The 17,679-nt window shown below is 34.4% G+C and carries 17 protein-coding genes; 8 read left to right on the plus strand and 9 right to left on the minus strand.

Features of this window, described 5'->3' with window-relative positions; translation table 11 throughout:
- Positions 1 to 101: 101 nt before the first annotated feature.
- Complete coding sequence (locus HM987_RS03710) at positions 102 to 1,400, plus strand: carboxypeptidase-like regulatory domain-containing protein (protein ID WP_179005347.1); 1,299 nt, start codon at positions 102 to 104, stop codon at positions 1,398 to 1,400.
- 55 nt (positions 1,401 to 1,455) lie between these two features.
- Here HM987_RS03710 and HM987_RS03715 read toward each other — a convergent pair whose 3' ends face one another.
- The 5 genes from HM987_RS03715 to HM987_RS03735 form a co-directional block, all read right to left on the minus strand.
- On the minus strand, positions 1,456 to 2,001 hold the full coding sequence (locus tag HM987_RS03715; RefSeq protein ID WP_179005349.1) for a YfiT family bacillithiol transferase: 546 nt from the start codon (positions 1,999 to 2,001) through the stop codon (positions 1,456 to 1,458).
- Between the two features lie 4 nt (positions 2,002 to 2,005).
- Entirely contained in the window at positions 2,006 to 3,277 is a 1,272-nt protein-coding gene (locus HM987_RS03720; protein ID WP_179005351.1) for an acyloxyacyl hydrolase, read from the minus strand.
- A gap of 31 nt (positions 3,278 to 3,308) precedes the next feature.
- The gene (locus HM987_RS03725) at positions 3,309 to 5,621 is read right to left on the minus strand and encodes a TonB-dependent receptor domain-containing protein (protein WP_179005353.1); all 2,313 of its coding nucleotides are present in this window, start codon (positions 5,619 to 5,621) and stop codon (positions 3,309 to 3,311) included.
- Positions 5,614 to 6,510, minus strand: coding sequence for a FecR family protein (locus HM987_RS03730; RefSeq protein WP_179005355.1), 897 nt, complete (start codon positions 6,508 to 6,510; stop codon positions 5,614 to 5,616). Before HM987_RS03730 ends, HM987_RS03725 begins: the two co-directional genes overlap by 8 nt.
- A 233-nt stretch (positions 6,511 to 6,743) precedes the next feature.
- Complete coding sequence (locus tag HM987_RS03735) at positions 6,744 to 7,259, minus strand: RNA polymerase sigma factor (protein WP_179005357.1); 516 nt, start codon at positions 7,257 to 7,259, stop codon at positions 6,744 to 6,746.
- Between the two features lie 104 nt (positions 7,260 to 7,363).
- Between HM987_RS03735 and HM987_RS03740 the strand changes: the two genes are divergently transcribed.
- From HM987_RS03740 to HM987_RS03770, 7 genes are all read left to right on the plus strand, one after another.
- The gene (locus HM987_RS03740; protein ID WP_179005359.1) at positions 7,364 to 9,307 is read left to right on the plus strand and encodes a hypothetical protein; all 1,944 of its coding nucleotides are present in this window, start codon (positions 7,364 to 7,366) and stop codon (positions 9,305 to 9,307) included.
- A gap of 155 nt (positions 9,308 to 9,462) precedes the next feature.
- On the plus strand, positions 9,463 to 10,995 hold the full coding sequence (locus HM987_RS03745) for a helicase HerA-like domain-containing protein (RefSeq protein WP_179005361.1): 1,533 nt from the start codon (positions 9,463 to 9,465) through the stop codon (positions 10,993 to 10,995).
- Positions 10,996 to 11,013: 18 nt separating this feature from the next.
- The gene (locus tag HM987_RS03750; RefSeq protein WP_179005363.1) at positions 11,014 to 11,571 is read left to right on the plus strand and encodes a hypothetical protein; all 558 of its coding nucleotides are present in this window, start codon (positions 11,014 to 11,016) and stop codon (positions 11,569 to 11,571) included.
- Positions 11,572 to 11,617: 46 nt separating this feature from the next.
- A complete protein-coding gene (locus tag HM987_RS03755) occupies positions 11,618 to 11,992 on the plus strand; it encodes a cupin domain-containing protein (RefSeq protein WP_179005365.1) in 375 nt (124 codons plus the stop codon).
- A gap of 1 nt (position 11,993) precedes the next feature.
- Positions 11,994 to 12,821: an alpha/beta fold hydrolase gene (locus HM987_RS03760; RefSeq protein ID WP_179005367.1), complete on the plus strand. Its 828-nt coding sequence runs from the start codon at positions 11,994 to 11,996 to the stop codon at positions 12,819 to 12,821.
- Positions 12,822 to 12,842: 21 nt separating this feature from the next.
- On the plus strand, positions 12,843 to 13,610 hold the full coding sequence (rluF, locus tag HM987_RS03765) for a 23S rRNA pseudouridine(2604) synthase RluF (protein ID WP_179005369.1): 768 nt from the start codon (positions 12,843 to 12,845) through the stop codon (positions 13,608 to 13,610).
- 27 nt (positions 13,611 to 13,637) lie between these two features.
- Positions 13,638 to 14,060 (plus strand): VOC family protein, encoded by a 423-nt coding sequence (locus HM987_RS03770; RefSeq protein ID WP_179005371.1) that lies wholly within the window; start codon positions 13,638 to 13,640, stop codon positions 14,058 to 14,060.
- On the opposite strand, the gene HM987_RS03775 is transcribed toward HM987_RS03770, so the two are convergent.
- From HM987_RS03775 to ffh, 4 genes are all read right to left on the minus strand, one after another.
- The gene (locus tag HM987_RS03775) at positions 14,042 to 14,767 is read right to left on the minus strand and encodes a YwaF family protein (protein WP_370622878.1); all 726 of its coding nucleotides are present in this window, start codon (positions 14,765 to 14,767) and stop codon (positions 14,042 to 14,044) included. The two genes, HM987_RS03770 and HM987_RS03775, sit on opposite strands and share 19 nt — an antisense overlap.
- A gap of 11 nt (positions 14,768 to 14,778) precedes the next feature.
- Positions 14,779 to 15,666, minus strand: coding sequence for a bifunctional 5,10-methylenetetrahydrofolate dehydrogenase/5,10-methenyltetrahydrofolate cyclohydrolase (locus tag HM987_RS03780; RefSeq protein WP_179005375.1), 888 nt, complete (start codon positions 15,664 to 15,666; stop codon positions 14,779 to 14,781).
- 135 nt (positions 15,667 to 15,801) lie between these two features.
- Positions 15,802 to 16,173: a four helix bundle protein gene (locus tag HM987_RS03785; RefSeq protein ID WP_179005377.1), complete on the minus strand. Its 372-nt coding sequence runs from the start codon at positions 16,171 to 16,173 to the stop codon at positions 15,802 to 15,804.
- A gap of 78 nt (positions 16,174 to 16,251) precedes the next feature.
- Positions 16,252 to 17,583 (minus strand): signal recognition particle protein, encoded by a 1,332-nt coding sequence (ffh, locus tag HM987_RS03790; RefSeq protein WP_179005379.1) that lies wholly within the window; start codon positions 17,581 to 17,583, stop codon positions 16,252 to 16,254.
- Positions 17,584 to 17,679: the final 96 nt, after the last annotated feature.

The following is a 17,679-nucleotide window of genomic DNA, read 5'->3' on the forward strand; positions in this document are numbered from 1 at the left end:
AGAATTATAATTGTTTACGGTTTAACCTTTTGAAATAGAGTTCTTTTTGTTTTTTTTTGGTAACTTAGTAACAGTTAAATTGTTTATTAAAATCTACTGTTATGAAAAAATCACACATTTTAAAGTTTCGCGTAAGTACTTTTATTTCAATGTTGTTTTTAGCATTTTCCCTAAATGCTCAAACTGATTTTAAGGAATATGATGGGAAGGTCGTGGATGGTCAGTCTAATAAAACTTTAGAGGCTGTAAGCTTAAATATTAATGGTACCAACATTAGTACGATTACAAATTCTGAAGGCGAATTTAAGTTAAAGGTTCCTAACAATTATTCTGATTCTAAAATTATAGTTTCATTATTGGGCTATAACACTTATGTCCTTCCTTTGTCAGAGCTATCAAATGAAGAGAGTACAATTAAACTATATACGGCAATTACCGAATTATCTGCCGTAAGTATTTCAGCATTTAAAGATGCAAGGAGTTTAATAAAAAAAGTATTTAATGACAAGAATAAAAATTTAGAGGAAAAATCAGTATTTATGACAGCTTTTTATCGCGAAACCATAAAGCGTCGCAGTAGAAATGTATCCTTAACAGAAGCTGTTGTTAATATTTTGAAAGAACCTTATTCATCTAGTCAACGTGATGCTATTCAGCTTGGAAAAGCTAGAAAGAGCACAGATTATAAACGTTTGGATACGGTATCAGTAAAGTTACAAGGCGGTCCATTTTCTACAGTATACATGGATATAATGAAATATCCAGAATATATTTTTACCGATGAAAGTATTAAATCGTATCAGTTTTCTTTCGATAAGCCATCAACTATAGGTAACAGAACGGTTTATGTAGTTGATTTTAAACCAAAGAATTCTGTACTTAAAATGAATTTTGTTGGTAAACTTTTTATTGATGTAGAATCACTGGCATTGGTAAGCGCAAATTATAATTTAGACTTAAGTAATAAGTCTAAAACTAAAAACCTTTTGGTAAAAAAGAAGCCTAGTGATGTTGTGGTATATCCTTTAGAAGCAACCTATAAAGTTGATTACAAAGCGAAAGGGGATAAGTGGTATTATAGCTATTCTAACTTGAGCCTAACGTTTAAGGTGAACAAAAAGCGTCAACTTTTTAATAAGGTATATACCTTGGCAAGTGAAATGGCAGTCACCGATTGGGAGATTAATGTAGCGGATAAAAAAATAAGGAATAAAGATAAATTGAGACCAACAGTGATCATTACAGATGCTATTTCAGGATTTTCTGACCCTAACTTTTGGGGAAAATACAATCTCATAGAACCTGATAAATCCATTCAGTCTGCGATAGATAAAATCAGAAAAAATATTGAAAAGCAAAAGGAAAAGGAAAAGAGCAACACAGTAGCTGGTACTCCTTAATTTAAAAGTATAATTATTTTTAAAGAACTACCCTGAATTTATTTTCAGGGTTTTTTTATTTAAACTGATCTTTATAATGCAAGGCTTGCTTCAAATGTGCCAAATGATGGTTGCTATGCCAGGCATACATTCCAATGGTTTCTTCAAGAGAAAATCGTTTACCATGTTCTGGATGAATAAATTCACGTTTTAATTCTTGATCATTCAGATTTTTAAGTAAAATACCAAGTTTTTTATGAACACCAACTAGAATAGAAATTGACGCGTCAATCGGTTCTGAATAATCAACCAACTCCGCAAAACGGTCTTCAAAATAAGGTCTTGTAGTTGGATTCTTTTCAGTTAACGCCAATTTGAACCTCAATAAACTATTTATGTGACTATCTGCCCAGTGATGAACCACTTGCTTCATCGTCCAGCCATTTGGTCTGTATTTGTAATTGAGTTCTATTTCATTAAGGTTTGAAGTCAATGCAATTATAGATTGCGGTAAGGATTCAATAGACTGAATCCAATCTTTAATATATTGTTTGGAAATGATTTCTGGTTTTTGAAATTTGCCTATGGGAAATTTTAGTTTTTGTAATTCTACTTCTGTCATAATTTTAGTTATCCTTAAAATTAAAACGATAAACATAACCAAAACTCAACTCCGTAAAATCTGCTTGGCCAAGGTTGGCATTTAAATGTGCGCCAACGAAAACATTATGTTTTGGAGCTTTGTTGGTACTCCATAAATAATATTTTAAACCCAGTTTGGCGGAAACCGTTCGCTTTATTTCGTAATACCAGTTTAATTCGCCTAACACTTCTACAGTGTCTCCATTTCCATTTTCATAAGAATACCCTTGATTAAGCTGCCAATCTATTTTGTAGAATGGTTTATAAATATTGAGGCCAAGATCAAATTCAAAACCAACGTGGTCCATTAATAATTCCGAGGTTGCGAACAGCCCAAAAGCGGTGGCATAACCAAAAGGGTTTTCCGTAAAATGTGGGAATTGCTCTTCAACTAAAGTTTCATTATTATTTATATAATCGTAGTAGTGTTCGTAAAATCTATAGTAAAATCCACCACCAAATTTAAATGTGTTATTCACTATTTTTCCTGCCGAAGCCGAAATAGTATAAACTTCTTTTTTGGTATTGAATTTTTCAGACAAAACATTTTGACCTAAACCAAACCGAAAGGAAAGGTAATTTTGGGATTTAGCTTTAAAAACTGGTTTTTCAAAATTTGAAACTTCATGTTTTTTATGGTCAATTTTAGCAGAAATACTTGCAGCCAAAGAATTTAATCCTTGATTCGGTAAATTGGTGTGTCCATTGGAATGGTGCAAATAGCCCAAACCAAATCGCCAGTCTATTGCATGGGTTTTAAAAATATCATAATATAAAAAGGAACGAAACGACCAATTAAATTTTGTAGTTATCGCTCTATTGAATTCGTTGGTAATTTCGTCATATTGCGTATCCATATAGGAACTGCCAAATCCAATTTGTAAGCCTAAACCTTGAATTTGTTTTTTCAAAATTGAAAATTCTATGAACGGTAAAATACTATAAGCACGACCAATATTTTCCGAATTTCCAAAGTCTGTATAACCAAAAGAAATCCCTGTTTTTGGATAGTTTAGTCTAGCTGCCCATTCCTTTTCGGAATTAAAATTGTAGCGTCCAATGCTAAGAAATAGATTTTTTTGAAGTTTAGTTTCGGGAAAATCAGTATTGGCTTCCATTGTTTTTCCAACAAGAATTTCAGGAATGAAAAATAGGGATGAATTGTCATTCGTAGTTGCTGATTGTGTAAAACCGTTTTGAGAAAAAAGGACAAAAGCTATTATCGTAATGAAACGTTGATAGTTCTTAAATTGCATTGGTCACATAGATTGGTACCACAATAAACAATTAAAAATTGACTCTAAAACTAAAATTTGGCGTAAATTTTAACGATCTATTATCGATTTCAATAATGGAATCGTCTGAATCTAAGCTATAATAGCGATTGACAATATTGGTTTGATTGAAGATATTCCAAACAGAAGCACCAACCTCAGCTTTTATTTTTTTAGAAATTTTAAAATTATAAATGGCCGAAATATCTGTTCTAAAATAATCAGGTAATCGAGAACTGTTAGGTGTGTTGTATTCTATAATAGAATTGCTATTATCTTGCGATGTTAATGGCGATGTGTACGGTCTTCCAGAATGCCAATTGATACCAAAACCGACTTTAAAATTGTGTTTGCTGTACGTTAAAGAGGCATTGGCAACCTGTCGTAAATCTAAAGTATTTGGAAACGAATTGCCGTCGTTCAAATTTTCAAAATGATAATCGTTTTTGCTGAATGTATAACTCAGCCATGTACTAAAATCATTAATGCGTTTATTGATTAAAAAGTCAATGCCTTTAACCGTATATGAGCCAATGTCGTTTGTAAACTGAAATTGGTTTTGAAATCCTTGACTTTGAGCGGTAATATTGCTCACGTTTTTGTAGTAGCCTTCAAAAGAAACCAATAGGTTATTTTGATTATAGCTTATTCCAGCTGATACTTGTTGACTTTTAATTAATGGGATGTTATTTCCATTCGCTAATTGCCATCGACGCTTTTCGATACCTAAAAAATCTTGCTGTAAATCTATAATTTGGGTAATGGATTGATTTTTTAATTCACCTAAAATTTCCAGTCTAAAATAATCTGATATTTTTTGGTTGAATGCAAAACGAGGTTCAATAATAAGTTCTTGCAGTTTACCAAAATAACTGATTCGTGCACCTAAGCGCAAATACGTATTTCGAGATTGGGAATAACGAACTACTTCACCAAATAGGGCACTAGTTCTCATGATTTCCTTCGTTAAACTCGTGAAATTCGGGTTGATCACGTTTTCAGAATTCGTAACACCTACTTCATTAAATTGATAACCAAGATTTATTTTTAAACTCGGACTCAGCACTTTTGATACATCTAATCGCAAGCCGTAATCCTCTACTTTATTCTCTTGATTTAAAATTTGACTATCTGTAATGTTATTGTTTTTGGAATCCAAATCGTAGTTGGAATAATAGATTTGAGCGGATAGGTTAATTTCGTTTTTCAGCATTTTTGAATAGCTGGCACTTGCACCATAGCTAACTTGGCTCAACTCACTTTGTGTTTCTTGAAAATTATTATTCGTAGTTGTGAAAACCTGATTGTAATCCAAGTCATTGTACATGTTCACTACATTGATGCGTAACTTGGACGAATTATCAATGTCGTATAAAAATTTAGCATTAAAATCGTAAAACAAAAAACGTTCTTCGAGAGCTAATTGTGTATTGCTATTTGAGGAATTTAATTCCGAATCAGTAAAAATACGATCAAAATAAGCATCATAAGTTTCTGATACTACGAGATCAGTAAAGGAACGTCTGGCCGCCAAATGTAATTCCATTTTTTCCGATAACGGGATTTTTGCAAAACCATCAACACTGAGTAAATTTCCACCTATTCCAATACTGGTTTCTTTGTCTATTGTGTCTGGGTTTTGGATAGCAATAGTACTAGATACAGCATTACCGAATTTGGCACTTGTTCCATTTTTAGAAACGGTTACGTCATCCGATAAATAAGGATTGAAAACTGAAATCAATCCAAAAAAATGTCCTGTTTGGTACATTCTAATACCTTCATATAAGATAAGATTTTGGTCATTGGTGCCACCACGAACATTGATGTTGGAAATACGCTCATCGGCACTAATAATTCCTGGTAGATTTTGCACTATTTGAAGCACATCTGGTTCAATTAAACCAGGTAAAATTTGAAACGCTTTGGTGTCTGCTTTTATAGTTCCGTTATTGGTTTTAGAAATCCCTTTGGTAAGATAGTTGGTAACCACAACTTCTTCTAAACGTTGAACCGCATTATCAATTTCGGAGATTTCCTTTAAAGTGACGGCAATAAAGCGGTCACTTAAAATTTCAAAATTAAGATTTGTTTCTAATTTTAATTGATTGATAACTTGTTCTAAGGATAAGTCTGGATATAATGGATCTATGGATATGCCTGCAATCGTTTTGGTTTCAAATGAAAACTTTACATTGTATTTATTTTCTAATTCTAATAGAATTTGGGCGAGTGGCTGTTTCTCCTGTTGCTCCTGACTGTAAATAAGGTTACAAAAGACTAGCGTTAAAAAGTAGAAAATGAGACACCGTAATTTTTTATTCACGCTTTAGTAAAATAGATTTTCCTGATTTGCTGTAGCTTAAATTTAATGGTATTGTAACAGATTTCAAGGCTAAATCTAAATTATTATGCGCAAAACTTCCGGTGAATAGTCGCGATGTATCAATGCCATCAGTATTTATGTTGAGGTCATATTGATTTTCAAACTCAGCAATCACGTGTTTTAAAGGAACACCATTAAAATTACTTTCGCCACCCAACCATTGCGGTTGGATAGCATTTTCTTTTTCATTGGCAAGTAATTTCCCATCGATAATTTGGAAGGTATGTCCTGGTTTTAATTTTACAGTTTTATCATTGTGTGTCACACCAACTAAACCTTCGTAGCAAGTCACTTCAAAGTAATCTTCACGTTGTTTGACATTAAACTGCGTACCTAAAACACTAACGATTCCATCAGCTGTAATTACATCAAATTTCTGACCTTTGGCAACTTTAAAAAATGCTTCACCTTTAAGGTTCACTTCTCTATTATCACTCCAATTATGATCATTGAAGGTTAGTGTTGAATTGGCATTTAAATTTACGGTAGAATTATCAGGTAATTCAATGGTGGTTTGCTCTGCTATTAGCGTTCCCACTTCAGTATCTAAGCTTGTGGTATAATAATAAATACTAAAGCCAATAGCTAGAATAGCCGCAATTCTAAGCAACGGTTTCAACCATTGATTTGAATTGGTTTTTTCAGATTTAAGATTTGGTTTTAAGGTTTCGTAGTTTTGGTCAGCAGAAAAATCAGGCGCTTTAAAATCTTGTAAAGCCGCATTCATTTTAATGAGTTCGTTATAATCCGCTAACTGCTCAAAAGCCTTTTGCTCTTGAGTATTTAGGTTGTTATCTAACCACTTTTTTATGAGTTCTTCTCGTTTCATTTTTTCAATCATCTATATGATTTCAACTATATAACAGCTTCGGTTTAAAAATCCCTACCTCGTTTAAATTCCAAATTCCAAATTCCAAATTCCAAATTCCAAATTCCAAATTCCAAGTTTCACAGTCCACAGTCCACAGTTGGCAGTCTGCAGTCATCCGTCATTCGTCATCCGTCTTCCGTCAAATCTTTACACTTTGTACTTCAACTCCTAACTCATAACTCACAACTCTTTCAAAGTCCATCAACTTCCTCCCTCAATTTTTTCAACGCTCCATAAATGCGTTTTTCAACTGCCTTTACGGAAATATCCAACAATTCTGCAATTTCTTTAAAACGTTTACCTTCAATTCTATTCATCAGAAAGGCGACGCGCTGTGCTTCCGTTAAGTTGCCTATGGCATTTTGTAATTTTTGGTGGTATTCTTTTTCTTGTAATACAAACTCGGGCGTTTCGTTAGTTGAATGTTTTTGAGGTTTTTTACTATATTTTAAAACTACTTTTTGGTGCGCCACAACATTGAGCATTAAATTGTTTGCTGTCGTAAACAAATAGCTCTTGGCTTTTGCGGGTGCTATTTTACCACAGTTTTGCCATAGCTTTATAAAGGCTTCTTGGACTTGGTCTTGCGGATTTAAGTGCTCTCCAAATTTATAATACAAAAAATCATGAAGGTTCTTAGCATGTTTCTTATACAAACGTTCAAACAATTGTGATTCGCAGATATTATCTTGTAAAGGTTTGCTCATGTCGATTATTAGGTGCCACAAATTATAAATAATTTTTTAATAATGTTGGGTAGGATTTTTTGTGTTTAAACTGTTTTATAATAAAGAGTTAAAGCGTAAACGCCATGAAAATCCAAATCAGCCACCTATTAATAAGTTTTCTTTTTGCCTTTTTGTGCTTCACATCTTGTCAAGACGAAATTGAGCAAATTGAAAATCCGAACGAGCAAGAAACCATTGTGCCCAACTCTACATTGGCAAGTCTTATGAGCAGAACAGCGTCAAATTTTGGTGCTGCTGATGATATTTTAGATGGTGCAAGTTGTTTTTCTGTTGAATTGCCAGTGACTATTCAAGTTAGCGATATCACAATTATTATTGAAAGTGAAGTCGATTTAGAAGCGCTAGAAGATTTATTAGATGATGTTTCAGTTGATGAGGACGCAATGGATTTCGTATTTCCGATTACCATCATATTCAATGATTATAGTCAAATTATCATTGAAAATGAAGACGAGCTTCAAAGTTTTGTTGCCGATTGTGTTGAGAATGAAAACGATGTTATTGCATGTGCTGATTTTATGTATCCAATTTCATTTTCGGTATTCAATTCAGGATTTAACTTAGTGGATACAGTCGTTATTTCAGATGATGAAGCCTTATATACATTTTTAGATGAATTGGAAGACGATGAAAATGCAGTGATTGTGAGCTTGAATTTTCCTGTAACCATAGCATATGCCAACGGAGAAACTATTGAGGTTAATACCAATGAAGAATTAGGAAATGCTATTGAATTGGCAGAACAATTTTGTGGCGAAGAAAATGATTGCATCGAAGATGAAGTCGCACTAAACTTAATAGAATGTCCTTGGGCTTTTACTGATGGCTCCGGAAATTTTGAAAATAATAGAATGATTTTTAATCCTAATGGAGAATTACAGATTTCTGAAGGATCGGCAACCTCTGCTATTGGTGGCAATTGGAATTTGTCGGCTACAGATAATGGTCTTATAGTAAACTTTTCAGAATTAACGGCATTTCAAGATAGTCTTGAGGGTGATTGGTTGGTAATTGAATGTGATGTTGATAGAGTAGTGTTGACCAAAGGAAATCAAACCCTAGTGTTGGAGCAAGACTGTAATTCGCAAAATGATGATGAGCTCTTCAATTGTTTTGGTGATTTTGAAATTGTTATCTGTGAACAGCCTAACAATATTCCTATTTATAACCTAAGTGCAAACACAATAGGATTGATAGATTGTAACGCTTCCTTTACACCTTCGTTTCATGAAACATTAGCAGATGCAGAGAATGATGACAATCCAATTGCGAATACGGAATCTTACGAAACATTAATTGCTCAAGTCTATTTAAGAATTGAAGCCGATAGTGGTAATTTTGAAATATTCAATGTGTATCTAAATACAGAAAATTGTAATTATTTTGAATGTTTTGAGAGTTTCGACGCCATTTTAGAAGTTTGCGATAATGGTACTGATGGTCCTTATGTATTTAACCTGACCATTGCCTTCGCCAATTGTACACCAAGTGCGGATTTGGTGACTTATCATGAAACACTGCCTGATGCTGAAACTGGAGTAAATGCTATTTCCAATCCAGAAGTTTATACGAGTATTGATGTGATGCAAATCGTTTATGCAAGAGTTGAAACTAACAATCAATATGAAGTATTTCCAATTCAGTTAAACATCATTGACTGTAATGCTGGCAATTGCACGGAAGGCGATATTGATGGTATTTTGACTGAATGCTTATGGAATATATCGAGCTACAATGGCAGCGATAACCTAATCGACTACAATTTTGAGTTTGAAGAAAACTCTGGTATAGTTATCATATATAACGATACCACAACCATTGATGCTGGTTGGTCAACATCACAAACCAATGATGGTGTTGTCATAGAATTTTCAAATGTCGCTGGACCAAATATACAAGCTATAAACGGAAATTGGTTGATTGTGGAATGTACGGCACAGCAGTTGGTGCTGCATAATGTAAATGATAGTAATAACGAAATAGTTCTAGACAGAACCTGTGAATAAAGAAGACACTAGAAGTTAGTAATTTTAGTAAGTTAAGTTAGTAGATTGAAAAGGGCCACTCGCCATGAGTGGTTCTTTTTTTTATTGATGGTTCTTAGTAAATTAGGTTTTAATCTTAATAAATTTAGGTTATTTTTATCCAAATTTTCTCACTAATGAAGAATTCTGACACTTTCGTAAAAGACATCAACGAAGGAAACACGTTTAAAGGCGACTATATTACCTTAGGTTCTGCCATGCTCGATGGTGAAACGATCACCAATACGTTTGTGAATGTGCCTTTAAAAACCATGAACAGGCATGGTCTCATCGCTGGGGCGACTGGCACGGGAAAAACAAAAACACTTCAAGTTTTAGCTGAAAATCTATCCGAAAAAGGTGTTCCTGTTCTGTTAATGGACATTAAAGGCGATTTAAGTGGCTTAGCCAAACCAAGTCCTGGTCATGAAAAAATTGATGAACGTCACGAAAAAATTGGATTACGTTTTGAACCTAAAGGTTTTCCTGTTGAAGTGATGACATTGTCCGAACAAGATGGTGTAAGATTAAGAGCAACAATTAGTGAGTTTGGACCTGTTTTAATTTCAAGAATATTGGATGTTACAGAAACCCAAGCAGGAATAATTTCTGTTATATTTAAATATTGCGATGACAACAAGTTGCCCTTACTAGATATAAAGGATTTCAAGAAAATTTTGCAATATGCCACTAATGAAGGTAAAGCCGAATTTGAAGAATCCTATGGTCGTATTTCTACAGCTTCAACAGGAGCGATTCTCAGGAAACTTATTGAAATAGAACAACAAGGTGGCGATTTGTTCTTTGGAGAAACCTCATTTGATACCCAAGATTTATTGCGTATCGATGAAAATGGAAGAGGTTATATCAATATTATTCGGTTAACGGATATTCAAGATAGACCGAAATTGTTTTCGACGTTTATGTTGAGTTTATTGGCTGAAATATATTCTACATTTCCTGAACAAGGGGATAGTGGACGACCAGAATTGATCATGTTCATTGACGAGGCCCATTTAATCTTTAATGAAGCTTCTGATGCTTTATTGAATCAGATTGAAAGTATTGTAAAACTGATTCGTAGTAAAGGTGTTGGGCTCTATTTTGTGACCCAGAATCCAACGGATGTTCCAGAGGCTGTTTTGGGGCAATTAGGTTTAAAGGTGCAACATGCTTTAAGGGCATTTACGGCAAAAGATAGAAAAGCGATAAAATTAACAGCTCAGAATTATCCTGATACGGAATATTACGATACAGCAGAAGTGCTGACTTCACTCGGCATTGGAGAGGCTTTAGTTTCAGCTTTGGACGAAAAAGGAAAACCAACCCCTTTGGCTGCAACCATGATGCGTGCGCCAATGAGCAGAATGGATATTTTATCCGAATCAGAACTTGCAACGCTCTTATCACAATCACAACTCGCTAGAAAATACAATAAAGAAATTGATAGGGATAGTGCTTACGAAATGCTGAATGAAAAAATTGAGCAGGCTCAGGCTGAGGAAGCAAAGCAGAAAGCTAAAGAAGAGCGAGAAGCTTTAAAACGTGCTGAGAGCAAAAGAAGAACTACTAGAAGACAAAGTACACGAATGAATCCTATTGTAAAGGTTTTGACCAGTGCAACCGTTATACGAGGCGTTCTGGGAATATTAAGTAAAATGATCAAATAAATAACACCTATATCTAAAATGAAAAACACCCTATTTGCGGTATTAATTTGCGTTTTTTTAATAACAAGTTGTGCAAAAGATAATCCACCAGACCCGTTTGCAATTGGAAAAAACCATGTTGGATTATTAACCGATTCCACACAAGTAAAAGAATTGGATGCCATTTTTAGTAATGATTCTGTTGTGCGATATATTGCAGGAGATGAATTTATCGGTTCTGTAAATACCATTGAGGTTTTTGAAAAAAACGGTAATAAACTTTTGGATTTATCGCCAGAGGAAGCGTTGGATTCGACATCGGTAATTTCAAGCGTACGTATCATTGATGAGCGTTATAAAACTGAAAAAGATATTTCAGCCTTAAGTACATTTAAAGATATTAAAGAGGCTTATAAAATTTCGAAAGTCGATAATCTGATTAATGTGATCGTGGTTTCTGTTAATGAAATCAATGCGTCTTTTACTATTGATAAAAAAGAGTTGCCAGCCAGTATGCGTTTTGATATGGATATGGCAATTGATCCGATTCAGATTCCGGAAAAAGCTAAGATTAAATATTTTATGGTACACTGGTAGATCAGTGAACAGTATTCAGTAGCAGTAAGCAGTAAGTAGTAAAGAAATGCAAAAAAAGAAAAAATACAAAATTCAAAATTCGCCCTTTATAGTGCCTACCGATGATGGTAAAATTATCAAAGAACATTTTGGAAATGCCACTGACGGTAATTCCGAAATAAGTATAGCGCACATGGTAGCTCCTCCTGGATGGTCAGAACCTTTTCAGACGCCAGAATTTGAAGAATACACATTTATCATCAAAGGTAAAAAGCAGTTTATTATAGAAGGTGAAACCATTATCTTAGAAGCTGGTCAATCCATTAAAGTAGAAAAAAATACCAAGTTACAATATTCAAATCCCTTCACGGAACCTTGCGAGTATTTAGCAATTTGCCTACCGGCATTTTCAATCGAAGCTGTTAATAGAGAAGACCAATAGTATGAGTAGTTTTGTGGTTAAATCTATTGGAAGCGCACTTAATGCAACGAGTTTAATTTCGTCAAAATATGCCGCTAAAAAAGCTATAAATTTATTTGCGTCACCTCGAAAAGGACGTTATAATGATGACCAAAAACGCATCATTGATTCTGCTTTTTTTGAAGACATATGTTATGACAATATGGAGATCGCAACCTATCGTTGGGTTGGCAAAGGCAAAACTGTTTTACTGGTGCATGGTTGGGAAAGTAATACAGCACGTTGGGAATATATTCTAAACGATTTAAAAGCGCAAAACTATAATATAGTCGCTTTAGATGCACCAGCACATGGAAGGTCTGACGGCAAGCAATTTAATGCGGTATTATATTCTGAATTTATAAATGCGGTGGCTAAAAAATTTCAGCCAGAGGTTTTAATTGGCCATTCAGTAGGAGGTATGTCAAGTGTATTTTGTATGTATCATTATCAATTACCTTCCGTTAAAAAAATGATTTTACTTGGTGCTCCTGCCCATTTCACAGGTGTTTTTGACCGTTATAAAAATATGATGGGTTACAACAAAAGGATTTCAAGTGGTTTGGATTCAATTGTATTAAAGCGTTTTGAAAAACCCGTCTCTTACTTTTCTGCAGCAAATTTTACGGAATCGATTGAGGCCAAAGGTTTAGTTATTCATGATAAGAATGACAAGATTATTCCTTACGAGGATGGGCAATTAATTGCTAGTCGTTATAAAAATTCTGAATTTATTTCTACTACAGGTTTTGGGCATGGACTAAAGGATGAATCTTTGACGCCTAAGATTATTCAATTTATAAATGACTAATCTTTATCATATCTTTGCAACATGTCAGAAAACCTAACACGTCTCAATAAATACCTCAGTGAAGCTGGGTATTGCTCGCGTAGAGCAGCCGACCGTTTAATCGATGCTGGCAGAGTGACCATTAACGATGTGGTACCAGAAATGGGAACCAAAGTAGCATCGGAAGATGTAGTAAAAGTTGATGGTGAAATTATTGGCGAACGTAAACAAGACTTTGTCTATTTAGCGTTTAATAAACCGGTTGGCATTGTTTGCACCACAGATACACGTGTTGAAAAGGATAATATTATAGATTACATTAATTACCCAAAGCGTATTTTCCCAATAGGCAGATTAGATAAGCCAAGTGAAGGATTGATATTGATGACGGACGATGGTGATATTGTCAATAAAATTTTGCGCGCGAGCAATAATCACGAAAAAGAATACATTGTAACGGTTGACCAGCCGATTTCGCAAACCTTTGTTGAACGTATGGCTGGTGGAATTTATCTCGAAGACTTAGGGAAGCGCACCAAAAAATGTGTGGTTAAAAAGATTGACAAATTCACATTTAGTATTATTCTTACACAAGGCTTAAATAGGCAAATTCGAAGAATGTGCGACTATCTCAATTACGAGGTTCAGACTCTAAAACGTGTTCGCATTATGAATATTAAACTCGATATGCCATTAGGAACCTATAGGGAATTAACAAAAGAAGAGTTTAAAACCTTAACAAAATTGATCAGTGAGTCTACAAAAACTTACGATCCAGATCATCTTAACCCTAGAAAAAGTAGACGTTAATTAAAAATCCATACCACATCAGAAAACATGTCTCAATTATCACCTTTCCATTTGGCTATTCCTGTTAATAATCTTTCAGAATGCAGAAATTTCTACACTAATATTTTAAATTTAGAAGAAGGACGAAGTAGCGACCATTGGGTAGATTATAATTTCTTTGGTCATCAGTTGGTTATTCATTATAAAGAAAAGATAGAAGAAGATTCACATTCCAATCCTGTTGATGGTAAAGATGTGCCGGTTCCACATTTTGGAGTCGTTTTAGACTGGAACACATTTTGGGATTTTACTGAATTACTGAAGTTGAAAGACATCAAATTTATTATTGAGCCTTATATAAGATTTGAAGGTAAAGTTGGAGAACAAGCCACCATGTTTTTTAAAGATCCATCTGGCAATGCATTGGAGTTTAAGGCATTTAAGGATTTAGGTCAGTTATTTGCTAAGTAATTTCTGTTTCGTTTAGAAAGTTGAAAAGGCAAATAAATCAGTAAAAACAAAGGAATAATTAGCAACTGTACAATAAATAGATAATAAGGCCATTCTCCAAAATAATCTAACAAAGAGGCTGATTTTGGTTTTTCATTTAAGTAGAAATAATTCGCATGGAGCAGGTTATTTATTCCGATCATCATAACTACATAAAGTTGAAGTGCGAAAAAAGATTTAAAAACACTTTTCAACGTCGGTCTCATTTTGAAAACACATATGAAGTAGAAGATAATCGCGAGCAATCCTAAATGGACCACCCAATATCGAAAGTAATCAAAACTGGGAAACCCGTCGGTTATATCTGGTGTTATTACAGCTTGTAGTGTGCCACCAATGATCCAAAATATCAAAATCTCGAACATCCAATACTTACGATAATACGTAAAAATCGGAATTAACAATGCCATTAGGCTACAAAGATAAAGCGGTAGATCGGTATTGAAATTATAATTATCGAAAAGCATGCGCCAAGCATGAAAGGCAATAAGCGTTGCAGAAACGAACCATGCCAAATAATGAACCGCGCGCTGTTTTTGAAGTAAATTGAAATTTTTGTTAGAATATTTTATTAATAAAACAGTAAAGCTAGCAGCAAAAAGAATAGGAAATATATGTTGAAAACTACCTATTGTAACTTTTAATAGTACAATAAATAAGGATCCCAAATCCATATAAATTATGACCGATTATGCTTTCTGTGTTGCTCTCTAGCCAATAAGGTGTTTTTCAACAACATGGCAATTGTCATCGGTCCTACGCCACCTGGAACTGGTGTAATGTAACTCGCTTTTTTGCTTACTTTTTCAAAATCAACATCGCCAGTAATATAATATCCCTTTTGAGAATCATCTGGAACTCTTGTAATTCCGACATCAATAATCACAACGTCATCCTTTACCATTTCAGCTTTTAAAAATTTAGGGATTCCCAATGCCGAAATAATAATATCTGCCTGTGAGGTAATCTGAGTGATGTTTTTAGTGTGGCTATGTGTTAAAGTTACAGTTGAATTCCCGGGAAAACCTTTACGTCCCATTAAAATACTCATAGGACGGCCAACTATGTGCGAACGACCAATAACAACGGTATGTTTACCTTTGGTTTCTACGCCATAACGATCTAGCAATTCTAAAATTCCAAATGGTGTTGCTGGTATAAAAGTGGACATATCCAAAGCCATTTTTCCAAAGTTCATCGGGTGAAATCCATCCACATCTTTATTGGGATCTACAGCCATCAATACTTTTTGGGTGTTAATTTGAGGAGGCAATGGTAATTGAATGATAAAACCATCAATAGCATCATTATTATTTAGCTCATCAATCTTGTCCAATAGCTCAATTTCGCTTGTGGTATTCGATAATCGCACCATTGTAGATTCAAAACCAACACGTTCGCAAGCTCTTACTTTGCTGCCGACATAGGTTAAACTTGCGCCATCATTACCAACTATTACAGCTGCTAAATGCGGTACTTTTTCATCATTCGCTTTCATCTTATCGACTTCGGCTTTGATTTCGTTTTTTATGTCGTTGCTTACTTTTTTCCCGTCAAGAATGGTCATGCTATTTAAGTTTTCAGTCGCAGTCGCAGTTTTCAGTCGCTTAATCTTGCTTTTTATTTTTAAGTCGCAGTCTCTATCGATAACTATCGTTATCAGTTACTTACTGTTGAGAATTAAACTTATTTTCAAAACAATTTACCCTTCTTTTACTCCGAATTTACCTGGGTTATTAATCATGTAATTTATTAATTTACCTATTTCAATTCCTTGATTTGATAAATTATTATGTTGTTCAATTGTTAGATAGTCACAATTCAGCGCAAAATCTAACCACGTATTGGTTTCCGAATTTTCGCCATCAGCATCAGTCAATTTACTAATAAAATGTTTAGGATATCTCCTTTTCCTATATGCTTCAGCAATATTAGCATTAACCGAACGAGAACTTCTTCTAATTTGATCTGTTAAAGAATAAGTTTCTTCTTTTGGAAATGTCTTTGAAATTTCAAAAATTAACATTGCTAAATCAAATGCTTTTTGATAAGCCAGTAATTTCTTAAAATCCATAAATCTTATTTTTTACTATCTCCTCAATGGATACATCTGAAAACTGTGACTGCGACTGTAAACTAATTACCGCAAACTTTATTTAGGCATATTCTGCATCATCTGCATCATACGTTTTCCGCCTCCGCCTTGCATCATTTTCATCATTTTACTCATTTGTGTAAACTGCTTCAAAAGTTGATTCACTTCTTGAACCGAAGTTCCTGAACCTTTTCCTATGCGCTTTTTACGACTAGAATTTATTACCGATGGATTAGAGCGTTCTTCTGGTGTCATGGAATGAATAATAGCTTCGATGCCTTTAAAAGCATCATCATCTATATCAATATCTTTCATCATTTTTCCCGCGCCAGGAATCATACCAACAAGATCCTTCATGTTACCCATTTTCTTGATTTGTTGAATCTGTTTTAAGAAATCATCAAACCCAAATTGGTTTTTGGCTATTTTCTTTTGAAGTTTACGTGCTTCCTCTTCATCAAACTGCTCTTGTGCACGTTCAACTAAAGAAACCACATCTCCCATTCCAAGAATACGATCTGCCATACGTGATGGATAGAAGACATCAATCGCTTCCATCTTCTCACCAGTTCCAATAAATTTTATAGGTTTATTAACTACAGACTTAATGGAAATTGCTGCTCCACCTCGTGTATCACCATCTAATTTCGTTAGGATGACACCATCAAAATTTAAAATATCATTAAAGGCCTTCGCCGTATTTACCGCATCTTGACCAGTCATAGAATCGACCACAAACAATGTTTCTTGTGGCTGAATGGCCTTATGAATGTTGGAGATTTCAGTCATCATCGCTTCATCTACGGCCAAACGACCAGCGGTATCAATGATTACTACATTATGACCATTGGCTTTTGCATGGGCAATACCAGCTTGCGAAATCGCAACAGGATCATTGTTTCCTCTATAACTAAAAACCTCAATTCCTATTTGATCACCTACAACATGCAATTGATCTATTGCAGCAGGACGATAGACATCACAGGCCACCAATAAAGGTTTCTTCGTTTTTTTGTTTTTTAAATAATTGGCCAGTTTACCAGAAAAGGTAGTTTTACCAGAACCTTGTAAACCAGACATTAAAATGACACTCGGATTGCCAGAAAGATTAAGACCTTCGGCATCACCTCCCATAAGTTCGGTCAATTCGTCTTTAACGAGTTTTACCATTAACTGTCCTGGCTGTAATGAAGTTAATACATTTTGACCAAGTGCTTTTTCTTTGACACGAACGGTAAATTCCTTTGCAATTTTAAAGTTCACATCGGCATCTAAAAGCGCACGTCTCACTTCTTTTAAAGTTTCAGCAACATTCACTTCCGTAATGCTACCATGACCTTTTAATACGTGTAACGCTTTATCTAACTTATCACTTAAATTATTGAACATATTTATCGGTATTCAGTCCTCAGTCTGCACATGGCAGTCTGTGGCATTATAATTAAGGTGCAAATTTAAGAATTTATGAGGGAATTATGAACGTGT

It is taken from the genome of Winogradskyella forsetii (genome assembly GCF_013394595.1).
Taxonomy (GTDB): Bacteria; Bacteroidota; Bacteroidia; order Flavobacteriales; family Flavobacteriaceae; genus Winogradskyella; species Winogradskyella forsetii.